Annotated in this window: 20 protein-coding genes; 16 read left to right on the top strand and 4 right to left on the bottom strand. The window is 71.3% G+C overall.

The features are described from left to right. Positions 1-40: 40 nt before the first annotated feature. The 12 genes from QM582_RS17165 to QM582_RS17110 all read left to right on the top strand — a co-directional run bounded on the left by QM582_RS17165 (position 41) and on the right by QM582_RS17110 (position 12282). Complete coding sequence (locus tag QM582_RS17165; protein WP_415086444.1) at positions 41-988, top strand: thiamine-phosphate kinase; 948 nt, start codon at positions 41-43, stop codon at positions 986-988. 171 nt (positions 989-1159) lie between these two features. Beyond that, complete coding sequence (locus tag QM582_RS17160) at positions 1160-1813, top strand: hypothetical protein (RefSeq protein ID WP_415086442.1); 654 nt, start codon at positions 1160-1162, stop codon at positions 1811-1813. A 139-nt stretch (positions 1814-1952) separates the two neighbouring features. Continuing rightward, positions 1953-2156 (top strand): hypothetical protein, encoded by a 204-nt coding sequence (locus QM582_RS17155; protein ID WP_415086440.1) that lies wholly within the window; start codon positions 1953-1955, stop codon positions 2154-2156. Between the two features lie 150 nt (positions 2157-2306). After that, positions 2307-4757, top strand: a complete 2451-nt coding sequence (locus QM582_RS17150) for a DNA translocase FtsK (protein ID WP_415086439.1) — start codon at positions 2307-2309, stop codon at positions 4755-4757. 547 nt (positions 4758-5304) lie between these two features. Further along, positions 5305-5886 carry a CDP-alcohol phosphatidyltransferase family protein gene (locus QM582_RS17145; RefSeq protein WP_415086438.1) on the top strand — a complete coding sequence of 194 codons (582 nt, stop codon included), beginning with the start codon at positions 5305-5307 and terminating at the stop codon, positions 5884-5886. After that, a complete protein-coding gene (locus QM582_RS17140) occupies positions 5887-6390 on the top strand; it encodes a CinA family protein (protein ID WP_415086436.1) in 504 nt (167 codons plus the stop codon). Positions 6391-6510: 120 nt separating this feature from the next. After that, positions 6511-6810, top strand: a complete 300-nt coding sequence (locus QM582_RS17135) for a helix-turn-helix domain-containing protein (protein ID WP_415086434.1) — start codon at positions 6511-6513, stop codon at positions 6808-6810. A 1-nt stretch (position 6811) separates the two neighbouring features. Beyond that, entirely contained in the window at positions 6812-7006 is a 195-nt protein-coding gene (locus QM582_RS17130) for a DUF3046 domain-containing protein (protein WP_415086433.1), read from the top strand. 177 nt (positions 7007-7183) lie between these two features. Further along, entirely contained in the window at positions 7184-8230 is a 1047-nt protein-coding gene (recA, locus tag QM582_RS17125) for a recombinase RecA (RefSeq protein ID WP_415086431.1), read from the top strand. A gap of 47 nt (positions 8231-8277) precedes the next feature. Next, complete coding sequence (locus QM582_RS17120; RefSeq protein ID WP_415086429.1) at positions 8278-8751, top strand: regulatory protein RecX; 474 nt, start codon at positions 8278-8280, stop codon at positions 8749-8751. 273 nt (positions 8752-9024) lie between these two features. Continuing rightward, positions 9025-10644, top strand: coding sequence for a ribonuclease Y (gene rny, locus QM582_RS17115; protein ID WP_415086427.1), 1620 nt, complete (start codon positions 9025-9027; stop codon positions 10642-10644). Positions 10645-10782: 138 nt separating this feature from the next. After that, entirely contained in the window at positions 10783-12282 is a 1500-nt protein-coding gene (locus tag QM582_RS17110) for a HEAT repeat domain-containing protein (protein ID WP_415086425.1), read from the top strand. Here the strand turns inward: QM582_RS17110 and QM582_RS17105 are convergent. Together QM582_RS17105 and QM582_RS17100 are read right to left on the bottom strand one after the other, a co-directional pair. After that, on the bottom strand, positions 12260-12991 hold the full coding sequence (locus tag QM582_RS17105; RefSeq protein ID WP_415086423.1) for a MerR family transcriptional regulator: 732 nt from the start codon (positions 12989-12991) through the stop codon (positions 12260-12262). The two genes, QM582_RS17110 and QM582_RS17105, sit on opposite strands and share 23 nt — an antisense overlap. A 56-nt stretch (positions 12992-13047) precedes the next feature. Further along, positions 13048-13605, bottom strand: a complete 558-nt coding sequence (locus QM582_RS17100) for a TIGR03086 family metal-binding protein (RefSeq protein ID WP_415086421.1) — start codon at positions 13603-13605, stop codon at positions 13048-13050. Positions 13606-13656: 51 nt separating this feature from the next. Here QM582_RS17100 and QM582_RS17095 point away from each other — a divergent pair, with 51 nt between their 5' ends. The 3 genes from QM582_RS17095 (at position 13657) to QM582_RS17085 (ending at position 16608) form a co-directional block, all read left to right on the top strand. Further along, on the top strand, positions 13657-14502 hold the full coding sequence (locus QM582_RS17095) for a helix-turn-helix domain-containing protein (protein ID WP_415086419.1): 846 nt from the start codon (positions 13657-13659) through the stop codon (positions 14500-14502). Between the two features lie 34 nt (positions 14503-14536). Continuing rightward, a complete protein-coding gene (miaB, locus tag QM582_RS17090) occupies positions 14537-15994 on the top strand; it encodes a tRNA (N6-isopentenyl adenosine(37)-C2)-methylthiotransferase MiaB (protein WP_415086416.1) in 1458 nt (485 codons plus the stop codon). Between the two features lie 86 nt (positions 15995-16080). Next, entirely contained in the window at positions 16081-16608 is a 528-nt protein-coding gene (locus tag QM582_RS17085) for a hypothetical protein (protein ID WP_415086415.1), read from the top strand. Positions 16609-16644: 36 nt separating this feature from the next. Here QM582_RS17085 and QM582_RS17080 read toward each other — a convergent pair whose 3' ends face one another. Together QM582_RS17080 and gabT are read right to left on the bottom strand one after the other, a co-directional pair. Continuing rightward, positions 16645-18078, bottom strand: coding sequence for an aldehyde dehydrogenase family protein (locus QM582_RS17080; RefSeq protein WP_415086413.1), 1434 nt, complete (start codon positions 18076-18078; stop codon positions 16645-16647). Then, a complete protein-coding gene (gabT, locus tag QM582_RS17075) occupies positions 18071-19408 on the bottom strand; it encodes a 4-aminobutyrate--2-oxoglutarate transaminase (protein WP_415086411.1) in 1338 nt (445 codons plus the stop codon). Before gabT ends, QM582_RS17080 begins: the two co-directional genes overlap by 8 nt. A 218-nt stretch (positions 19409-19626) precedes the next feature. Between gabT and QM582_RS17070 the strand changes: the two genes are divergently transcribed. Beyond that, positions 19627-19892, top strand: a 266-nt coding sequence (locus QM582_RS17070; protein ID WP_415086409.1) for a LysR family transcriptional regulator, incomplete at its 3' end; no start/stop codon positions are given.

Genomic DNA, 19892 nt, shown 5'->3' with positions numbered 1-19892 from the left:
TGAGGATGCTTTCACCGCCGAGGTCCTAAGCTCAACTTCCATGGCTGGACGCACGGTGGGGGACACTTCCGAATTCGACCTGATCGACTCGATCACCGCGGGACTGCCCACCGGCCCCGCGGTGCGGGTGGGCCCCGGTGACGACTGCGCGGTGTTCGGGGTGGACGGCGACGTCGCGGTCTCCACCGACACCATGGTCGAGAACGTCCACTTCCGGCGCTCCTGGTCGGCGGCGCACGATGTCGGACGCAAGGCCGTCGCGGCGGCGGTCGCCGACCTGGAGGCGATGGCGGCCCGACCGGTCGGGGTGGTGCTGGCGCTGACCATCCCGGCCGAACTCGAGACCGCCTGGGTGGCGGAGTTCAACGCCGGCGTCCGCGAGGAGTGCGCACTGTCCGGGGCGCTGCTGCTCGGCGGCGACATCACCCGGGGCCGCGACATCACCATCACCGCCACCGTGTTCGGCGACCTGCAGGGACGTCCGCCGGTGACCCGGTCGGGCGCTCGTCCCGGCGACGTGGTGGCGATGTGCGGACGCCTCGGCTGGGCGGCCGCCGGGCTGACCGTGCTGAACCGCGGCTTCCGCTCCCCGCGCGCCGTGGTGGTGGCCCACCGGGTGCCCGAACCGCCCTACGGCCAGGGCCTTGTCGCCCAGCGGGCCGGGGCGTCCGCGATGATCGACTGCTCGGACGGGCTGCTCGCCGACCTCGGCCACATCGCCGAGGCGTCCGGGGTGGCGATCGACGTGGACACCGCCCAGCTGGACGTCGCCGAACCACAGAGCGTGGTGGCGGCCGCCGTCGGGGGAGGCGACCCGCTGACCTTCATCCTGACCGGCGGCGACGACCACGCCCTGCTGGCCACCTTCGCCCCCGGCGACGTCCCCGACGGCTGGCGGGTGATCGGCACGGTCGGCGCCGGCGATCCCGCGGTCACCGTGGACGGTGCGGCTTGGGAGGGCGCCAGCACCGGCTGGCAGCACTTCTGACCCTCGCCGGTCTTGGGTGGGACGAAAGGAACCGTCCCCGCCGTCCCACTGGTACTACCTGTGGGACGCTGGGGACGGTTCCTTTCGTCCCACTGCTGGAGCTGGTCGAGCCCCTGCGCCGTATCACCCGCCCCGGCCCGGTCTCCTTTCGGCAACGAAGGAGAATCCGCGATGACCGCGACGCTGATGCACCGCACCGGGAGCCACCAGGCCCGGCGGCTGCGGCTGCCCGACGGCAGCTGGGCGCATCTGGACGGCCCGCTGCAGCCGGACGTCCCGCTGGTGCTGCTGCTGCACGGCTTCCGGGGTGGTCTGGCCAGCATGGCCACTCCGCCGGCCGGTCGCCGGAGTTGGCGCGAAGCGCTGCTGGCTTCGGGTTTCAGCACGCTGAGCTACGAGCAGACGGCGCCGGACGGGTTGCTCGCCCCCAACCTGGAACAGTTGCTCGCGATCGCCGCCGGTCCGCTCAGCCACGACCCGCGGCTGCGCCGGTTGCCGCTGGTGATCGTGGCGCACAGCCGCGGCGGGCTGCTCGCCCGACTGCTGCTAGACCGGGCCGCCACCCGGCCGGGCCTGCACCGCATGCTCGACCGGGTACGTCAGGTGGTCACCCTGCACACCCCGCACGCCGGCTCCGGGCTGGCCGGCCTGGCCGTCGGCGTCGACCGGACCGCCCGTCGGCTGCAAGCTGCGGTGGCGTCGCTGGGGCTGCGTCCGGCGGTGTTGGCCGCGCTCTGCTCCTTCTCGGCCTCCGCCGCGGTCGCGGAACTGGCTCCCGGCAGCCCGACCCTGCGGGCGCTGGCCGGACGCCCCGCGCCCCGGTGACGCCTGTTGGCACACCTTCGGCGGGGTCAGCGCCGACCTGCGCCGGATCTGCGAGCTGCTCGGTCCGGCCGATCCCGGTGGCCGGGCCTCGGCATCGGCTCGGCTGGCCGGTACCCGCGGGCTGTCCGAGGTGCTCGGGGTGCTCGACCGGCTGGCGCTGCTCAGCCCGGCGCTGCGCGACGGCGAGGGCGACGTGGTGGTGGCGGACGCCTGCGCCCGGCTGCCGTTCGCGGCCAGCCACACCGTCAACCGGCTCACCCACGTGGACGCGCTCTGGGACCGCGGGCTGCACGAGCAGGTGATCGGCCTGCTGCGCGGGCGCCCGCTGCTCGCCGCCGCGTGAGCAGCGCTGATCAATGCATGCACCGTCGGTTGAGCTTGTCGAAACCCTGGTCAGTTCCCCCTGACTCGGGTCTCGACAAGCTCGACCAGCGAACGGCGGCGGGCGGCGTGGAAGCTGGGCGCGACGCGGCCGATGTCCTAAGGTGGCGGCATGGCGACCCGCGCGTCTTCCCCATCGCGGTCGCGTAACAGCGCCACGCGCAGTTCCGCACCGCGGTCGTCCGGAAGCAAGAAACCACCGGCCCGCTCGTCCTCGCGCGGGCGCTCCAACAGCCGTGCCAAGCAGCGCTCCGGCGTGCTGCCGGCGTTGGGTCGCGGCATCGCCGCGATCTGGAACGCCCTGGCCCGCGGCCTGGGAGCGATGGTCCGCGGCATCGGACACAGCGCCCGCGACCTCGACCCGGCCCTGCGCCGCGACGGCGCCGGGCTGGCGCTGATCGCGCTCGCCGTGCTGGTGGCGGCCGAGTTCTGGTTCGGCATCCCCGGCACGGTCGGCCGCTGGATCCACATCGGGGTCAGCACCGTGTTCGGCACGCTCAGCGTCGCGCTGCCGCTGCTCGCGCTGGCGATGGCCTGGCGCACCCTGCGGCACCCCGACCACAACGGCCCCGCCGGCCGGCAGATGGTCGGCTGGACCAGCGCGCTGCTCGGCCTGCTCGGTCTGATCCACATCTCCAAGGGCATGCCGCGCTTCCCGAACGCCGAAGCGGTCCGCGAGGCGGGCGGCGCGCTCGGCTTCATCGCCTCCACCATCGTCGCCGACCTGGTCACCGTCTGGGTCGCGGTGCCGCTGCTGATCCTGCTGCTGCTGTTCGGCGTGCTGGTGATCGTCGGCATCCCGCTGCACGAGCTGGCCACCCGGTTCGCCGAGTTCAAGGCGAAGCTGCCCAGCAAGCCCGAGCCGCCCGCACCGGAACTCAAGTACGGCGTCGACGAGGCCTACGACACCCCGCTGGTCGGCGACGTCGAGCCGGCCGAGATCGACCTGTGGCCCGACGACGAGCCGGAACCCGCTCCGGCGGCCCCGGTCACCGCGGGCAAGGCGCCGGCCGCACCGCACGCCGAGCCGGCGGAGATCCCGGCACCGGAGCACAGCCACCAGAGTGCGGTCGCCGAGCAACTGCAGCTCAGCGGCGACGTCCAGTATGTGCTGCCCGAGCCGATGGTGCTGAAAGCCGGCTCGGTGCCGAAGGCGCGCACCCAGGCGTCCGACGCGGTGGTGGGACGGCTCACCGAGGTGCTGCGGCAGTTCGACATCGACGCCACCGTCACCGGCTACATGCGCGGCCCGACGGTGACCCGCTACGAGGTCGAGCTCGGCCCTGGCGTGAAGGTCGAGAAGGTCACCGCGCTGGGCAAGAACATCGCCTATGCGGTCGCCTCGGCCGACGTCCGGATCCTGTCGCCGATCCCCGGCAAGTCCGCGATCGGCATCGAGATTCCCAACGCCGACAAGGAGATCGTGTCGCTGGGCGACGTGCTGCGCAGCCCGATCGCCCGCAACGACCATCACCCGATGACCGTCGGTCTGGGCAAGGATGTCGAGGGCGGCTACCTGGTCGCCAACATGGCCAAGATGCCGCACCTGCTGGTCGCCGGCGCCACCGGCTCGGGCAAGTCCAGCTTCGTGAACTCGCTGATCACCTCGATCATGATGCGGGCCACTCCGGACGAGGTGCAGTTGCTGCTGGTCGACCCCAAGCGGGTGGAGCTCACCCACTACGAGGGCATCCCGCACCTGGTCACGCCGATCATCACCAGCCCGAAGAAGGCCGCCGAGGCACTGCAGTGGGTGTGCCGCGAGATGGACACCCGCTACGACGACCTGGCCGCCTTCGGCTTCCGGCACGTCGACGACTTCAACAAGGCGGTCCGGGCCGGTGCGGTGAAGCTGCCGCCGGGCTCCGAGCGGGTGCTGGCGCCCTACCCGTACCTGCTGGTGATCGTCGACGAGCTGGCCGACCTGATGATGGTGGCCCCCCGCGACGTCGAGGACTCCATCGTCCGGATCACCCAGCTGGCCCGGGCCGCCGGCATCCACCTGGTGCTGGCCACCCAGCGTCCCTCCACCGACGTGGTCACCGGCCTGATCAAGGCCAACGTGCCCTCCCGGCTGGCGTTCGCGACGGCGTCCATGACCGACTCCCGGGTCATCCTGGACTCGCCGGGTGCGGAGAAGCTGGTCGGCCAGGGCGACGGGCTGTTCCTGCCGATGGGGGCGTCCAAGGCGATCCGGGTGCAGGGCGCCTGGGTCACCGAGGCCGAGATCCGGCAGGTCGCCAAGCACGTCACCCAGCAGCTGCAGCCGCAGTACCGTGACGACGTGTCGGCGCCCGCCGAGTCGGCCACCAAGGTCGCCGAGGACATCGGCGACGACCTGGAACTGGTGCTCGAAGCAGCCACCCTGGTGGTCAACCTGCAGCTCGGTTCCACCTCGATGCTGCAGCGCAAGCTGCGGGTCGGCTTCGCCAAGGCCGGACGCCTGATGGACATCCTGGAGACCCGCGGCGTGGTCGGTCCTTCCGAGGGCTCCAAGCCCCGCGAAGTGTTGGTCAAGCCCGACGACCTGGACGAGGTGCTGGTCAACCTCCGCGAGGGCTGAGCCCCTGAGGGTTCGTCGGTCACCGGGGACGGTTCTCGCTGGTCGGGGACGGTTCTGGACGGTTGATTTTCGACGGTTGGGGACGGTTCTCGCTGGTCGGGGACGGTTCTGGACGGTTGATTTTCGACCGTTGGGGACGGTTCTCGCCGACCCACCGCGAGGGTTGGGCCCGGTCCGCGGTCCCCGGGGACGGATTCCGTTCGGACAGCTCGAGCCCCGGGTCCATCAGGACAGCCCCGCCCGCGGTCGTCGGGGACGGGTTCCGTTCGGACCACTCCATCGGTGGGACGGGACGCCGCGGCGCTCCCGGATCGTCCTCGGCGCGACAGCGGCCGGCCCGGCTCGTCCGGCGCACAGCCAGCTGAGATAGATTGCTGCGCGTGACCGCGCGCGTGCATCTATCGAGGCTGGGTCGGGCACGCGAGGACCTGACTTGCGGAGCGCGATCGACTGCGTCGAAACCGGGCCGCACCGGGTTCTCGATGGGTAGCCTGGGAGACACCGCCACCGCCGCCGATGGCGTCCACCCGATCGCACCCGAGGCATCATGAGCAGCCAACCGAGCCGGCTGAACGCCGCCAATGCGCTCACCGTTCTGCGTCTGGTGTTGGTGCCGGTGTTCGCCTGGCTGCTGCTCAGCCATCCGGAGGACCTGGGCTGGCGGCTCGGCTCCACCGCCGTCTTCGCCGTGGCCATCGCCACCGACGCCATCGACGGCCGGATCGCCCGCCGCTACAACCTGATCACCGACTTCGGCAAGCTTTGGGATTCGATCGCCGACAAGGCGCTCACCGGCATGGCGTTCGTCGGGTTGAGCATCGTCGGCGAGCTGCCCTGGTGGATCACCGCGCTGGTGCTGATCCGGGAGTGGGGCATCACCTGGATGCGGGTGGCGATGCTGAAGTACGGGGTGATGGCGGCCAATGCCGGCGGCAAGCTGAAGACGGTGCTGCAGAGCGTCGCGCTGCTGCTGTTCCTGCCTGGCCTGCCGTTGATGCCGGTGTGGCTGCAGTGGACGGCGTGGATCGTGATGGCGGCTGCCGTCCTGGTCACCCTGGTCACGGTTCTCGACTACATCCGGGAGGCTATTGCGCTGCGCCGCGGCGGACTGGCCGGACAGGAGAAATAGATGACCCAGCGCTCGCTCGCCGAGATCGTCGGCCACACGCTGGCCGAACGGGATCTCACCCTGGCCACCTCCGAGTCGCTGACCGGTGGATTGCTGGGGGCGACGATCACCGCGGTGCCCGGGGCCTCCCGTTACTACCTGGGCGGGGTGGTGGTCTACGCGACCGAGCAGAAGGCCCGGATCGGGGGAGTGGACCCGTCGGTGCTGAAGTCCTACGGGGTGATCTCGGAGCAGACCGCGGTCGAGATGGTGATGGGCGTGCAGCGGCTGACCGGCGCCGATTATGCCCTGGCCGCCTCCGGGGTGGCCGGTCCGGCGCCGCAGGAGGGGCAGCCTCCCGGCGTGGTCTGGGTCGCGGTGGTGGGTCCGACCGTGGGCACTATCCGGTCCACACCGGTGGCCTTGCGGTTCGAGTTCGAAGGCGACCGGGGGCCGGTGCGCGAGCAGACGGTGGCCGCCGCTTTGGAGATGTTGCGGGATCTGCTCGATCCCGAAGACGACTGACCGGGTGGGACGCCTCTCGATCTGGACGGCGGCGGTGCCGGTGCTGCGGGGAACATATCCTGCGCGACGCGTGTTGAGCCAAGACGTCGTCGAGAGTTATGGATGGGTAGAGTCGTGGGCATGATCGCCGCCGAGGCCGACCGGCCGCAGTTGATGCGTGAGTTGCTGGGTGAGTCGTTGCGTGAATTGCGCAACGCCGACCGGCGCACGCTGCGCGAGGTGTCGTCGGCGGCACGGGTCAGCCTGGGCTATCTCTCCGAGATCGAGCGTGGCCAGAAGGAGCCTTCGAGCGAGTTGCTGAACGCCATCTGCGGCGCGTTGGGTGTGCCGTTGTCGTCGGTGCTGCGCCGGGTGAGCGACAAATACGACGACCGTGACGTGGTGGCACACCTGTCGGTGCGCCCGCGGGTTGCCGCCTGAGGTGCGTGAGGCAGAACTCTGGGCGCGGCTCACCCAGCATCTCGGACGCGTGCACGCCCTGGTCTGGGCGGAGAGCCAGGTGATCTCCGAACTCGGCAGCCGCACGGTGCGTGAGGCGCTGGCCGCCGGAGTGCCGTGCAAGGAGATCTGGCGCGCGGTGTGGCGGAACCTGGAGCTTCCGGCGTCCGACTTCTGACGGCGTGTCGGTCGTCTTTCGAACATCTGTTCGGTACTGTTCTGGTCAGGCGACACCCGGATGCCGGGCGGTTATCCACAGGGCCGAGCAGGTTTGACGTTTTTGTCGGTGCTCGTTCGTATGGTGATTTCAGAAGCAGCGTGAGACGGCGGACGGCCGGACGAGGAAGGACACGACATGGCGATTGCAGATCGCGAGAAGGCGCTCGAGGCGGCGCTCGCCCAGATCGAGAAGCAGCACGGCAAGGGTTCGGTGATGCGGCTGGGTGAGGACACCCGGCAGCCGATCGAGGTGATCCCGACCGGGTCGATCGCGCTCGACGTGGCGCTCGGCATCGGCGGCCTGCCGCGCGGCCGGGTGATCGAGATCTACGGCCCCGAGTCCAGCGGCAAGACCACGGTGGCGCTGCACGCCATCGCCAGTGCCCAGGCCGCCGGCGGCATCTGCGCGTTCATCGACGCCGAGCACGCGCTCGACCCGGCCTATGCCGAGAAGCTCGGGGTCGACACCGATGCGCTGCTGGTCAGCCAGCCCGACAACGGTGAGCAGGCGCTGGAGATCGCCGACATGCTGGTCCGCTCGGGTGCGCTGGCGCTGATCGTGATCGACTCGGTGGCCGCGCTCACCCCGCGGGCCGAGATCGAGGGCGAGATGGGCGACAGCCACGTGGGCCTGCAGGCCCGGTTGATGAGCCAGGCGCTGCGCAAGATGACGGGTGCGCTGGCCGGTGCCGGCACCACCGCGATCTTCATCAACCAGCTGCGCGAGAAGATCGGTGTGATGTTCGGTTCGCCCGAGACCACCACCGGCGGCAAGGCGCTGAAGTTCTACTCTTCGGTGCGGCTCGACGTGCGGCGGATCGAGACCTTGAAGGACGGCTCCGACATGGTCGGCAACCGCACCCGGGTCAAGGTGGTGAAGAACAAGATGGCCCCGCCGTTCAAGCAGGCCGAGTTCGACATCATCTACGGCAAGGGCATCAGCCGCGAGGGCAGCCTGATCGACCTGGGTGTCGAGACCGGCCTGGTGCGCAAGGCCGGCGCCTGGTTCACCTACGAGTCCGATCAGCTGGGCCAGGGCAAGGAGAACGCGCGCAAGTACCTCAAGAAGAACCCCGAGGTTGCCGACGAGCTGGAGAGCCGCATCCTGAAGCATCTGGGCATCGGTCAGCCCGGCGAGGTGCCGCCCGGCGTCGACCCGGTGACCGGTGAGGTGGCGTTCTGAGCGAGCAGGTCGAGCATCCTGAGGGTCCGGACGCCGATCCGGTCGCGGTGGCGCGTGAGATCGCCCTGCGGCTGCTCGGCGTCCGGGACCGGACCCGGCGGGAACTCGAGCAGGCCCTGGCCAAGCGCCGGGTCCCCGACGAGGCGGCTCGCCAGGTACTCGATCGGTTGACCGAGGTGGGCCTGATCGACGACCGGCGGTTCGCCGAGGCGATCTTCGACGGCCAGCAGCGCCGGCTCCGATCGACCCGCGCCCTGCGCCAGGAACTGCGCACCAAGGGGGTCGATCCGGAGGTGATCGCGGAGGCGTCCGAGTCCGTCGATGCCGAGACCGATCTGGAGGTGGCGCAGGCACTGGTGGCCAAACGACTGCCCAGTCTGCAGCGGCTGTCACACGAGGTGCGCTACCGGCGGCTGGCCGGTCAACTGGCTCGCCGGGGCTTCTCGCCCGGGGTGATCGGCACCGTGCTGCGCGAGCTGCCCCGCGACGGCTCGGCCGGGCTGCCCGATGAGCTTGTTTAGGGCGGCTAATCGCATCGCGACAAGGAGTGCCGCTTGATCGAGGGGCTGTGTACGCCTAACCTCACATCAGGTGTGTCAACGACTCATCAACCCATGCGATCGACTTCTTCAACGGTTGAGTAACCGACTTGTGATTGGAGTTCCGTCCACCCCCTGAGGCGGAGCGGACGGCGGTGGACGGACGACCGGTCCGGCATCGCCTGATTGACATGTTTGATCAGGCCGTTGGACGTACCCCGTGTTGTAGACGACGGGAGGTATCCAATGGATCCGATGCAGTTGCTCGCGATCGTCGCCGTCGTCCTGGCGATCGTCCTGGTCGGGTTGACCCTGGTCGTGGTCTCGATGGTGCGCAATCAGCAGCAGGCACAGAAGCAGGCTGCGCGCCGGGTGGTCGAGGCGGAGAAGCAGGAACGGACCCGGCTGCAGGCCTTGGTCGCCAAGGTCGACCCGCTGGCCCGCAAGGCCGAGGCCGACGAGATCATCGCGGCAGCCCGCGCCGAGGCCGAGCGGGTCCGGGCCGAAGCCGAGCGGGCTCGCGGCGAGAGCGAGAAGGCCAGCCGGCTGGAGCGTGACCGGGTGGAGAAGCTGCTGCAGGAGGTGGAGCGTCGGGAGCGCCGGGTCGGTGAGCGGGAGGATCAGAACGCCGGCCTGCAACGCAAGCTCGACGAGCGCCTGGGCGACCTGGAACTCACCCTGGCCGAGCTGGATCTGCGGCGGGCCACGCTGGACGAGGCGGAGGCCCAGCAGCACAAGGAGATCGCCCGGATCGCGGGGATGACCTCCGAGGAGGCGCGCGCCGAATTGCTCGCCCAGGTCGAGCATCAGGCCCGGCTGCAGGCAGTGCAGTTGAGCCGCGAGATCGAGGCCGAGGGCCGGCGCGACGGCGAGCAACGGGCCCGGCAGATCATCGTCGGAGCGATCCAGCGGCTGGCCACCGAGCAGACCACCGAGTCGGTGGTCACCACCGTCCCGCTGCCCGGCGACGAGATGAAGGGCCGGATCATCGGCCGCGAGGGCCGCAACATCCGCGCCTTCGAGCAGACCACCGGCGTGAACGTGATGATCGACGACACCCCCGAGAGCGTGCTGCTGTCGTCGTTCGACCCGGTGCGGCGGGAGGTGGCCCGGCTGACCCTCACCGAGCTGGTCGCCGACGGCCGCATCCACCCGGCCCGGATCGAGGAGGTCTACGAGCGCAGCAAGCGCCGGATCGACGAGATCTGCCTGCGGGCCGCCGAGGACGCCGTCACCGAGGTGGGGCTGACCGACATCGACCCCGGGCTGCTGCCGACCATCGGTGCCCTGCAGTACCGCACCTCCTACGGCCAGAACGTGCTCAAGCACCTGGTCGAGTGCGCCCACCTGGCCGGGCTGATGGCGTCCGAACTGCAGCTCGATCCGGCGCCGGCGAAGCGGGCCGCCTTTCTGCACGACATCGGCAAGGCGCTCACCCACGAGGTGGAGGGGTCGCACGCCAAGGTGGGTGCCGACCTGGCCCGCCGGTTCGGCGAGCATCCCGACATCGTCAACGCCATCGAGGCGCACCACAACGAGGTCGAGCCGAAGACCGTGATCGCGGTGCTCACCCAGGCCGCCGACGCGATCAGCGGCGGACGTCCCGGCGCTCGCCGGGAAAGCCTCGAGGTGTACGTGAAGCGGCTGCAGCGGCTGGAGGAGATCGCCCGCGGCCACAAGGGCGTTGACAAGGTGTTCGCGATGCAGGCCGGCCGGGAGATCCGGGTGATGGTGCAGCCCGACTGCGTCGACGATGCCGCCACTCACGTGATGGCCAAAGAGATCGCCAAGCAGGTCGAGGCCGAGCTCACCTATCCCGGCAGCATCAAGGTCACCGTCGTCCGCGAATCCCGGGCCACCGAGACCGCGCACTGACCCGAGCGGTTTCCCGGCTGGCCATAGCGATTCGTCGCAGTGGGAGATCCCGGGATGACGGGGACGAAGGGTGGTGAGGGGTTCGTCCTCCTGGCGCGAGTTGAACCTGACCCGGCGTCAGGTGGTGGAGTTCCCGGCATGACCGACACGATCAACCGACCCGATCTGATCACCGCGACCGTCCTGCTGGGCGACGCCGATGCCGAGTCGCGGCTCCGCGCCGCCGTCGATCTGGGCACCTGGCGGGCCGCGGAGGCGGCGCCCGCGCTGGTCGCCCGGCTGGGCGTCGAACCGAGTCACGCCATCCGGGAGACCCTGACCTGGGCATTGCTGCGCGTCGCCGACGCCCGTCCGCTGTTGCTGGACGCGCTCGGCGACCCCAACTGGTTGACCCGGATGCAGGCCTGCCACGTGCTCAGCAAGCTGGGCGACGCCGGCGACGCCGGCGACGCCGCCGTCCTGCTGCCGGTGATCGCCGACCCGGTGGACGCGGTGGCCTCCCGGGCCTGGTGGGCGGCGGGACAGACCGGCTCACCGCTGGTCGTCGAGGCGCTGGCCGACCAGCTGGGACGCGGTGACAGCGAACTGCGCAACTCGCTCACCATCGCCTTCGAGGCGTTGGGCGGACTGGGCGTGCCCGCGCTCGCGCGGCGGCTTCGCCGGGGAGCCTCGGCGGCGATCCGCGAGCACGCTGCCGACACGCTCGGGCTGCTCGGTTCGCCGGACGCCGACCCGGTCGTGCTGACCTTGCGGGAGGCGCTCGACGACCCCGATCCGATGGTCGGCTTCGCCGCGCTGAACGCGCTCGGCCAGCTCGATTCGCCGCGGGCCCGGGAGGCCGTCCGGGCCGCGCTGGACGCGACGGACCCCCGGCTGCAGCGGCTGGCTGCGCGCCTCGTCCGCCGGCATCGCCCCGGGCCGCCGGGGGAGGCTGTGCCGGCCGAAGGGCGTGAGCTGGCCGACGCTCTGGTGGCCGCCGCTCCCGGCGTCCTGGTCGGCCTGGCCTGCGAGAGCGCCGTGCTCGCCGAGAGCCGGGCCCTGCGCGCGCTCGGCGACCGGATCGCCGAACTGGCGGCGAGCCACCCAGGGCTGGACATCGCCGGGCTGGCGGCGTCCGAACTCCCGGACGGCATCAGCGTCGCCGCCGCGCTGGACGAGCTTTCGGCCGCCTCCGGTGAGGCGGTGGTGATCGCGTCCGTGGAACGGCTGGACGGCCCCTCGAGTCATCAGCTGCACCTCGTCGACGGCGTGCCCCGCGTCGGCGTCCTGATCGGTCACACCGGGGAGCCCGGTCCGGAGACCGACCGGATCCTGGCCAGGCTGGCGTTGCAGGTGGCGCTCGGACGCCCGCGGCACGTCGCGGTGGCCGACGTACCGCGGCAGGAGTGGGACGAGGTGCGCGCTGCGAGCCTCAGCCGGGCGCGGGCCGACGGCCTTCCCGGCACGCTGGACGAGCGCGTGATCGCCGGTGCCGCCGCCGATCACGCCACCCGGCACGTGCTGCTGGAGCAGGTCAGCATCACCGACCCCGGCGTCACCATCGACGGGCTGCTGTATGGACGCGGCATCCGGGTGACCGGCTTCCGGCGCCTCGAGAGGGGACCCATCGAAGCGCTCAGCGTCGCCGGTCGGCCATGATCCGCTCGGCCAGGGCGACCAGCTGACGGTCCTCGGCGGCGGCGGCGACGGCGAGTGCCGCGTCCGCCGCCTCACCGGGGACGCCGGCCAGGGCGAACACGGCCGCCTGCCGGACCTGCGGGTCGGGATCGGTCGCGTGGGCCAGCAGCGCCTCCCGGGCGGCCGGGCTGTCGATCTGCGCCAGCACCTCGACGGCCTGGCTGCGGGCGGACGCCTCGGCCGGCGGGTTCGCGGCCAGCAGCCGGTCCAGCAGCGGGATCGCCTCGCCGTCCAGCACGGCACGGACTCGGACGGTGGCGTCCGGGTGCCGCAGCCGCGCGGTCAGCGCGATGGTGTCCAGCAGGTCGGGCCAGGCCGCCTCGTTGCCGGCGCGCAGCACGCTCAGCCGCTCCAGCAGTTGCTGTTGTAGCGCGATCCGCTGCCGTAACTGGTCGATGTGCTCGTCCAGCACCCGGTTCGGGTCGAACCCCGGATCGTCCAGCGCCGCCGCCACCTCGGCCAGGCTCAGCCCCAGCGCCCGCAGGTGCTGGACGTCGAGCAGCCGGCGCAGATCGGACGGGCTGTACAGCCGGTGGTCGCCCCAGCTGCGTTCGCTCGGCACGACCAGTCCGAGCCGGTCGTAGTGATGCAGCGCCCGGACGGTCAGCCCGGTGCGGCGCGCCACCTCACCGATCCGCAACCAGTCGTCGGGAGTCGCGCCGTCGTTCATGACGGCACGCTACCGCCCGCCGTCCGAGCGTCCGATCCGCGTGCCGGACGCGGCGGTCAGGCCGCCGTCCACTCCGGGTCGCGGCCCAGCTTGGCGAGCAGTTTGTCCACGTCGCTGGCGTCGTCGTCGATCGGACGCGCCGGGGCGCAGACGCCTGCGCTGTACAGCGCCGGGCCCCAGCCGTCGGCGACGGCGGACAGTTCCCGTGCCTCGGCGTCGCTGATCGGGTCGTCCTGGCCGATGGCACGAGCCAGGTCCCAGCAGTGCGCCGCCAGGTCCCAGCCGTAGAAGTTGGCCATGGTGTCGCCGATGGTGGTCGGGCCGAAATAGCCGTCGAAGTGCCGCTCGGCCACGCCGTCGCGGCTGATCAGGTCGATGACGGCCCCGGCGTGGGCTCGCCATTCTTGCTCGGGGTCGGCGTCCGGAGCAGCCGCCGGGACCGGCAGCTGGTGCTGTTCGAGGAACCCGCGCTCGGTGTCGATGACGTGCCGGACCAGGTCCCGGACGGTCCAGTCGGTGCAGGGTGTCGGGGCGTCCCAACGCCCGTCGACTTGGGCGAGCAGGTGGCTGAACCGCTCGGCGCGATCGGTGAAGATGATGATGGTGTCGTTCATGACGGCCACGCTACGAGCCTGCGGGACGCCGATCTTGTGATAATCCGACGTATGCGCAGCGAATCCGCACGGAGCCGTCCGGACGCCGCCCACCCCGCCGGCGACCCGGTGGACCGAGCCCATCTGACCTCGGCGTCCCGGCCGTCGCCGCCGATCCACCGCTACCCGGCCTCGCCCGGGATGACCGAGCTGATCACCCGCTACTGGATCCCGGTCTGGTCGTTGGACCAGCCGTCCACCCAGAGCACGCTGCAGTTCCCGGTCTGCCTGATCGTGATCAGCAACAGCTACGCCCGGTTCTACGGGGTGGCCCGCGGTGCGTCCGAGGTCACCTTGGACGGGCAGGGCTGGGCGGTCGGTGTGCTGTTTCGCCCGGCGGCCGGCCGGCTGCTGCTGCAACGCCCGGTCAGCACCCTGGTGGACGGTTTCGTGGACCTGGACGCGCTGCCCGGCCTGGACGGTGCGGCGCTGACCACGCGGGTGCGGGCGGCGATGTCCGAGGACCCGAGCGATCCGGCCAGTCACCGGGCTGCGATCGCCGGCTACGAGGAGGCGCTGGCGCCGCTGCTGCCGGTCGACGCCCAGGGCCGGCAGATCAACGCCGTCATCGACTGGCTCGCCGCGCACCCCGAGGTGACCCGGGTCGCCGAGGTGGCGGACGCCTTCGGCCTCAGCGAGCGGGCGCTGCAGCGGCTGGCGCTGAACCGGGTCGGGCTGACCCCGAAGTGGCTGATCCAGCGGCGCCGGCTGCACGACGCGGTGGCGCAGCTCAAGGCGGGGGACCGGTCGCTGGCCGACGTGGCCGCCGACCTCGGCTACGTCGACCAGGCCCACTTCACCCACGACTTCCGCACCGTCACCGGACTGACGCCGGGGCGGTACCTGGCCGATCAGTGATCGGTGTATTCAGCCGGTAAGCTGTCGCCCCGTCATGACAACCACCGCGCAGCCCCGCACCTACCAGGTCGTCACCTACGGGTGTCAGATGAACGTCCACGACTCCGAACGGATCGCCGGACTGCTGGAGGACGCCGGCTACACCCCGCACGCCGAGGGCGAGCAGGCCGACGTGGTGGTGTTCAACACCTGCGCGGTGCGCGAGAACGCCGACAACCGGCTGTACGGCAACCTGGGCCACCTGGCGCCGGTGAAGGCCGGTCATCCGGGCATGCAGATCGCGGTCGGCGGCTGTATGGCGCAGAAGGATCGCGACGTCATCGTCGCCAAGGCGCCCTGGGTGGACGTCGTCTTCGGCACCCACAACGTCGGCAAGCTGCCGGTGCTGCTGGAGCGGGCCCGGGTCGAGCAGGAGGCCCAGGTCGAGATCGTCGAGGCGCTGGAGGCGTTCCCGTCCACGCTGCCGACCCGGCGCGAATCGCCCTACTCGGCGTGGGTGTCGATCAGTGTCGGCTGCAACAACACCTGCACCTTCTGCATCGTCCCGCAGCTGCGCGGCAAGGAGACCGACCGGCGTCCCGGCGACATCCTGGCCGAGATCCGCGCGCTGGTCGACGAGGGCGTCCAGGAGATCACCCTGCTCGGCCAGAACGTGAACTCCTACGGCGTCGAGTTCGGCGACCGGCTGGCCTTCGGCAAGCTGCTGCGGGCCTGCGGCACGATCGACGGCCTGGAGCGGGTCCGGTTCACCTCGCCGCACCCGGCCGCGTTCACCGACGACGTGATCGCCGCGATGGCCGAGACGCCGAACGTCATGCCGAGCCTGCACATGCCCCTGCAATCGGGATCTGACAAGGTGCTTCGCGCGATGCGTCGGTCCTACCGGTCGGAGCGCTACCTGGGCATCATCGAGCGGGTCCGGGCCGCCATGCCGCACGCCGCGATCACCACCGACGTCATCGTCGGCTTCCCCGGCGAGACCGAGGACGACTTCGCCGAGACGCTGCGGGTGGTGGAGGCGTCCCGGTTCGCCGCCGCGTTCACCTTCCAGTACTCGATCCGACCCGGGACGCCGGCCGCGACCATGCCCGACCAGGTGCCCAAGCAGGTCGTCCAGGAACGCTACGAGCGGCTGATCGACCTGGTCGGCGACGTCGCCTGGGCGGAGAACAAGAAACTGGTCGGCTCCCAGGTCGAGGTGCTGTTCGCCGCCGGCGAGGGACGCAAGGACGCCGCCACCGCGCGCATCTCGGGCCGGGCCCGGGACAACCGGCTGGTGCACGTGTCCGTCCCCGAGGGCGCCGAGCGGCCGCGTCCGGGCGACCTCGGCACCGTCGAGATCAGCTACGCCGCGCCGCACCATCTGGTCGCCGACGGCGGTATCACCGGCTTGCGCCGCACCCGTGGCGGGGACGCCTGGGACGCCCGGCACACCCCGCAGAAGAAGCTGATCGGCCTGGGCCTGCCGAAGCGCGTCACCGCCGTCGGCTGACGCCGCCGGTCGCGGCTCCAGGGGAGACACCGGGTCGGCCGGACCTCGCATCTCCTATCCTGCCGGGAGTCTCAGGAAGAGGTTCCATGTTCAACTGGCTCAGCCTGCTCTACTCCGTGCCCTTCATCGCCGCGCTGGTCATCGCCGGCGCCATCGTCGGGCCGCGGATCAACGCCGACGCCCGCACCATGGTGTGGACCGGCATCGCGCTGCTCTGCGTCGCGCAGGTGGCGCCCATGTTCACCACCTATCTGCTGACGGAGCGGTCGCTGATGGGTGTCTTCCAGGCGGTCAACGCGGTGATGTTCGTGGTGCACACCGTCGGGGTGGTGCTGCTGATCGTCGGTGTCGGACGGGCCGCCCGCGGCAACGGGCCGACGCCCGGCGCACCGGGCGGCTACGGCTATCCGGCCGGGGGAGGCATGGGTTCGGGTTACCCCGGCGGACTCGGCGCGCCGGGTCAGCCGCAGCCCGGCTATCCGCAGCAGCCCGGGCAGCAGGGCTACCCGTCCGGGCAGCCGGGTTACCCGTCGCAGCCCTCGGGCCAGCCGGGGCAGTCCGGTCATCCGCCGTACGGCCAGCCGGGTCAGTGGGGCAACGACCAGCGCTCCTGACCATCCGAACCGGGCCGGCCCGGCGGCGCGGAGCCGCTACAGCGCCAGCCCGGTGAGCACCAGGATGCGTTCGTCGGTCAGGTCGACCATCGCCGAGGCGACCCCTTCGCGGCCCGTCCCGGACGCCTTCCAGCCGCCGTAGGGCATCTGGTCGGCGCGGAAGCTGGGCACGTCGCCGACGATCACGCCGCCGACCACGAGCTCGCGGTGCGCCCGGAAGGCGACGTCCACCCGGGTGGTGAAGATGCCGGCCTGCAGCCCGTACTTGCTGCGGTTGACCAGCCGGAACCCTTCGTCGAGATCGCGGTAGCGGGCCACGGTGAGCACCGGGGCGAACGCCTCCTGCGAGCCCAGCGCGGTGGACGCCGGGACGTCCGCCAGCAGCGTCGGCGCGACCTGGGTGCCGTTCCGCTCACCGCCGGTGAGCAGGGTGGCGCCGGCGTCCGTCGCCTCGGTGATCCAGCCGGCGATCCGTTCGGCGTTCTTCTCGTCGATCATCGGCCCCACCTGGGTGCCGGGATCGGTCGGGTCGCCGGTGCGCAGCTGCTCGACGGCCCGGGTCAGCAGCGGCACGAAGGCGTCGTAGACGTCGGCATGCACCAGCACCCGCTGCACGCTGATGCAGGACTGCCCGGCCTGGTAGTTGCCGAACAGCGCGATCCGCTCGGCGGCGGTCGTCAGGTCGGGCCAGTCCGGCTCCACCATCACCGCGGCGTCGCCGCCGAGTTCCAGGGTGACGTGCTTGTGCGGCGCCGCCCGGCGGATCCGGTCGCCGACCTCGTCGCTGCCGGTCAGCGAGATCACCGGCAGTCGCGGATCGGTGTTCACCGCGTCCATCTGGCCGCCCCGGATCGGCAGCACGCTCACCGACGCCTTGGGCAGCTCGGTCTCGGCGATGATGCCGGCCAGCAGCAGCGCGGTCAGCGGGGTCGCGGAGGCCGGCTTGATCAGCACCGGCGCGCCGACCGCGATCGCCGGCGCCACCTTGTGCGCGACCAGGTTGAGCGGGAAGTTGAACGGCGCGATGCCGAGCACCGGTCCGCGCGGGAAGCGGCGGACGATGCCGAGGCGTCCGGAGGCGTTCGGGTCGGTGTCCAGCCGTTGGGTGTGACCCGACCAGCGCCGGGCCTCCTCGGCCGCCCAGCGGAAGGTCGACACCGCGCGGCTCACCTCGGCCCTCGACCAGATCAGCGGCTTGCCGTTCTCGGCGGTGATCACCGCGGCGAACTCCTCGGCACGCTCGGCCAGCCGGGCCGAGATGTGGTCGAGCGCCTTCGCCCGGACGTGCGCCGGCAGGCCCAGCAACTCGACCTGGACGGCGTCCAGGTCGGCGATCGCCTGCTCGACCTGCGCCGCGGTCGGCAGCGACACCCGTCCGACCAGTTCGCCGGAGTAGGGGGAGTGGACGTCCAGGTGACCGTCCCCGAACGTCGGTACCCCGGACAGCCAGAACGGCGTGATCTCAGTCATGCAGCACCTCCGAGAATGCGGTGTCGATCAGGTCGAGGCCCTCGTGCAGCAGCTCGTCGGAGATGCTCAGCGGGGGCAGGAAGCGGAACACGTTGCCGAACGATCCGGCGGTGAGCACCACCAGGCCCTTGGCGTGACAGGCCTTGGCGACGGCGCCGGTCAGCGCGGCGTCCGGCTGCTTGCCGCCCGGAATCACCAGCTCGACGGCCATCATCGCGCCGCGTCCGCGGATGTCGCCGATCTGCGGGTAGCGCGCGGCGAGCTGGCCGAGACGGGTCCGGAAGATGGTCTCGATCTCGCGGGCCCGGGCGTTCAGGTCGTTGCTGCGCATCTCTTCGATGGCGCCCAGCGCGGCGGCGCAGGCGACCGGATTGCCGCCGTAGGTGCCGCCCAGGCCGCCGGTGTGCACGGCGTCCATCAGTTCGGCGCGGCCGGTGACGGCGGCCAGCGGCAGGCCGCCGGCGATGCCCTTGGCGGTGGTGATCAGGTCGGGGACGACGCCCTCGTGGTCGCAGGCGAACCAGTCGCCGGTGCGGCAGAGTCCGGACTGGATCTCGTCGGCGATGAACACCGCGCCGTGGTCGCGGCACCACTGGGCCAGCCGGGGCAGGAAGCCCTCCGGCGGGACGATGAAGCCGCCCTCGCCCTGGATCGGCTCGATGATCACCGCGGCGACCTGGTCCTCGCCGACCTGGACGTGCACCAGCGACTCGAACTGGGCGAAGGCCTCCTCGGCGACCGCGCCCGGGTCGCCCGGCCAGCGGTACGGGTAGGCCATCGGCACCCGGTAGATGTCGGACGCGAACGGTCCGAAGCCGTGCTTGTAGGGCATGTCCTTCGCGGTCAGCGCCATGGTCAGGTTGGTGCGTCCGTGGTAGGCGTGGTCGAAGCAGACCACCGCGCTGCGGCCGGTGGCGACCCGGGCGATCTTGATCGCGTTCTCGACCGCCTCGGCGCCCGAGTTGAACAGCGCCGACTTCTTCGGATGGTCGCCGGGGGTGAGCTCGGCCAGCTGCTCGGCGACCTCGACGTAGCCCTCGTAGGGGTTGACCATGAAGCAGGTGTGGGTGAGCCGCTGCACCGCCTCGGTGACCCGCCGGACCACCGCGGGGGCGGCGTTGCCGACCGTGGTGACGGCGATGCCCGAGCCGAAGTCGATCAGCTGGTTGCCGTCGGCGTCCACCAGGATGCCGCCGCCGGCCTCGACGATGTAGGCGGGCATCGTGGTGCCCACCCCGTTGGCGACGCTGGCGGCCTTGCGGGCGGCCAACTCCAGCGACTTCGGGCCCGGTATGGCGGTGACCAGCGCGCGACGTTGCTCGACGGACATGACGGCTCCTCGTTTCGACCTTCGGCCTCTATCCTCGCCGGGTCGAAACATGCTGTCGAATACTAGTTTTCTAACCAAGGTATGCCGGGTGGGCATAAAGTGAGACGCCGAGAACCGTCCCCGACGGTCGGGGACGGTTCTCAACGGTCGGGGACGGTTCTCAACGGTCGGGGACGGTTCTCGTTGGTTCACGGACAGCGAGCGCGCGGAGGTGCTGGGTGGAGCTTCGGACGATCGGCTACTTCGTCGCGGTGGCGGACGCCGGGTCGGTCAGCGCCGCGACCCAGCTGACCCACATCACTCAGCCGTCGCTGTCGCGGCAGCTGCGGCAGCTGGAGCGGGAGCTGGGGCTGGAGCTGTTCACCCGGCGGGACGGACGCCTGGTGCTGACCCCGGCCGGCCGGCAGTTCCTGCCCGCGGCCCGCGAGCTGTTGGCCCGCGCGGAGGCGACCCGGGCGGCCGCGGCGCACATCCGGGCCGGCGG

This window comes from Micropruina sp., from assembly GCF_047607385.1.
Lineage (GTDB): Bacteria > Actinomycetota > Actinomycetes > Propionibacteriales > Propionibacteriaceae > Micropruina.
This window is presented reverse-complemented; position numbering and strand designations above follow the sequence as displayed.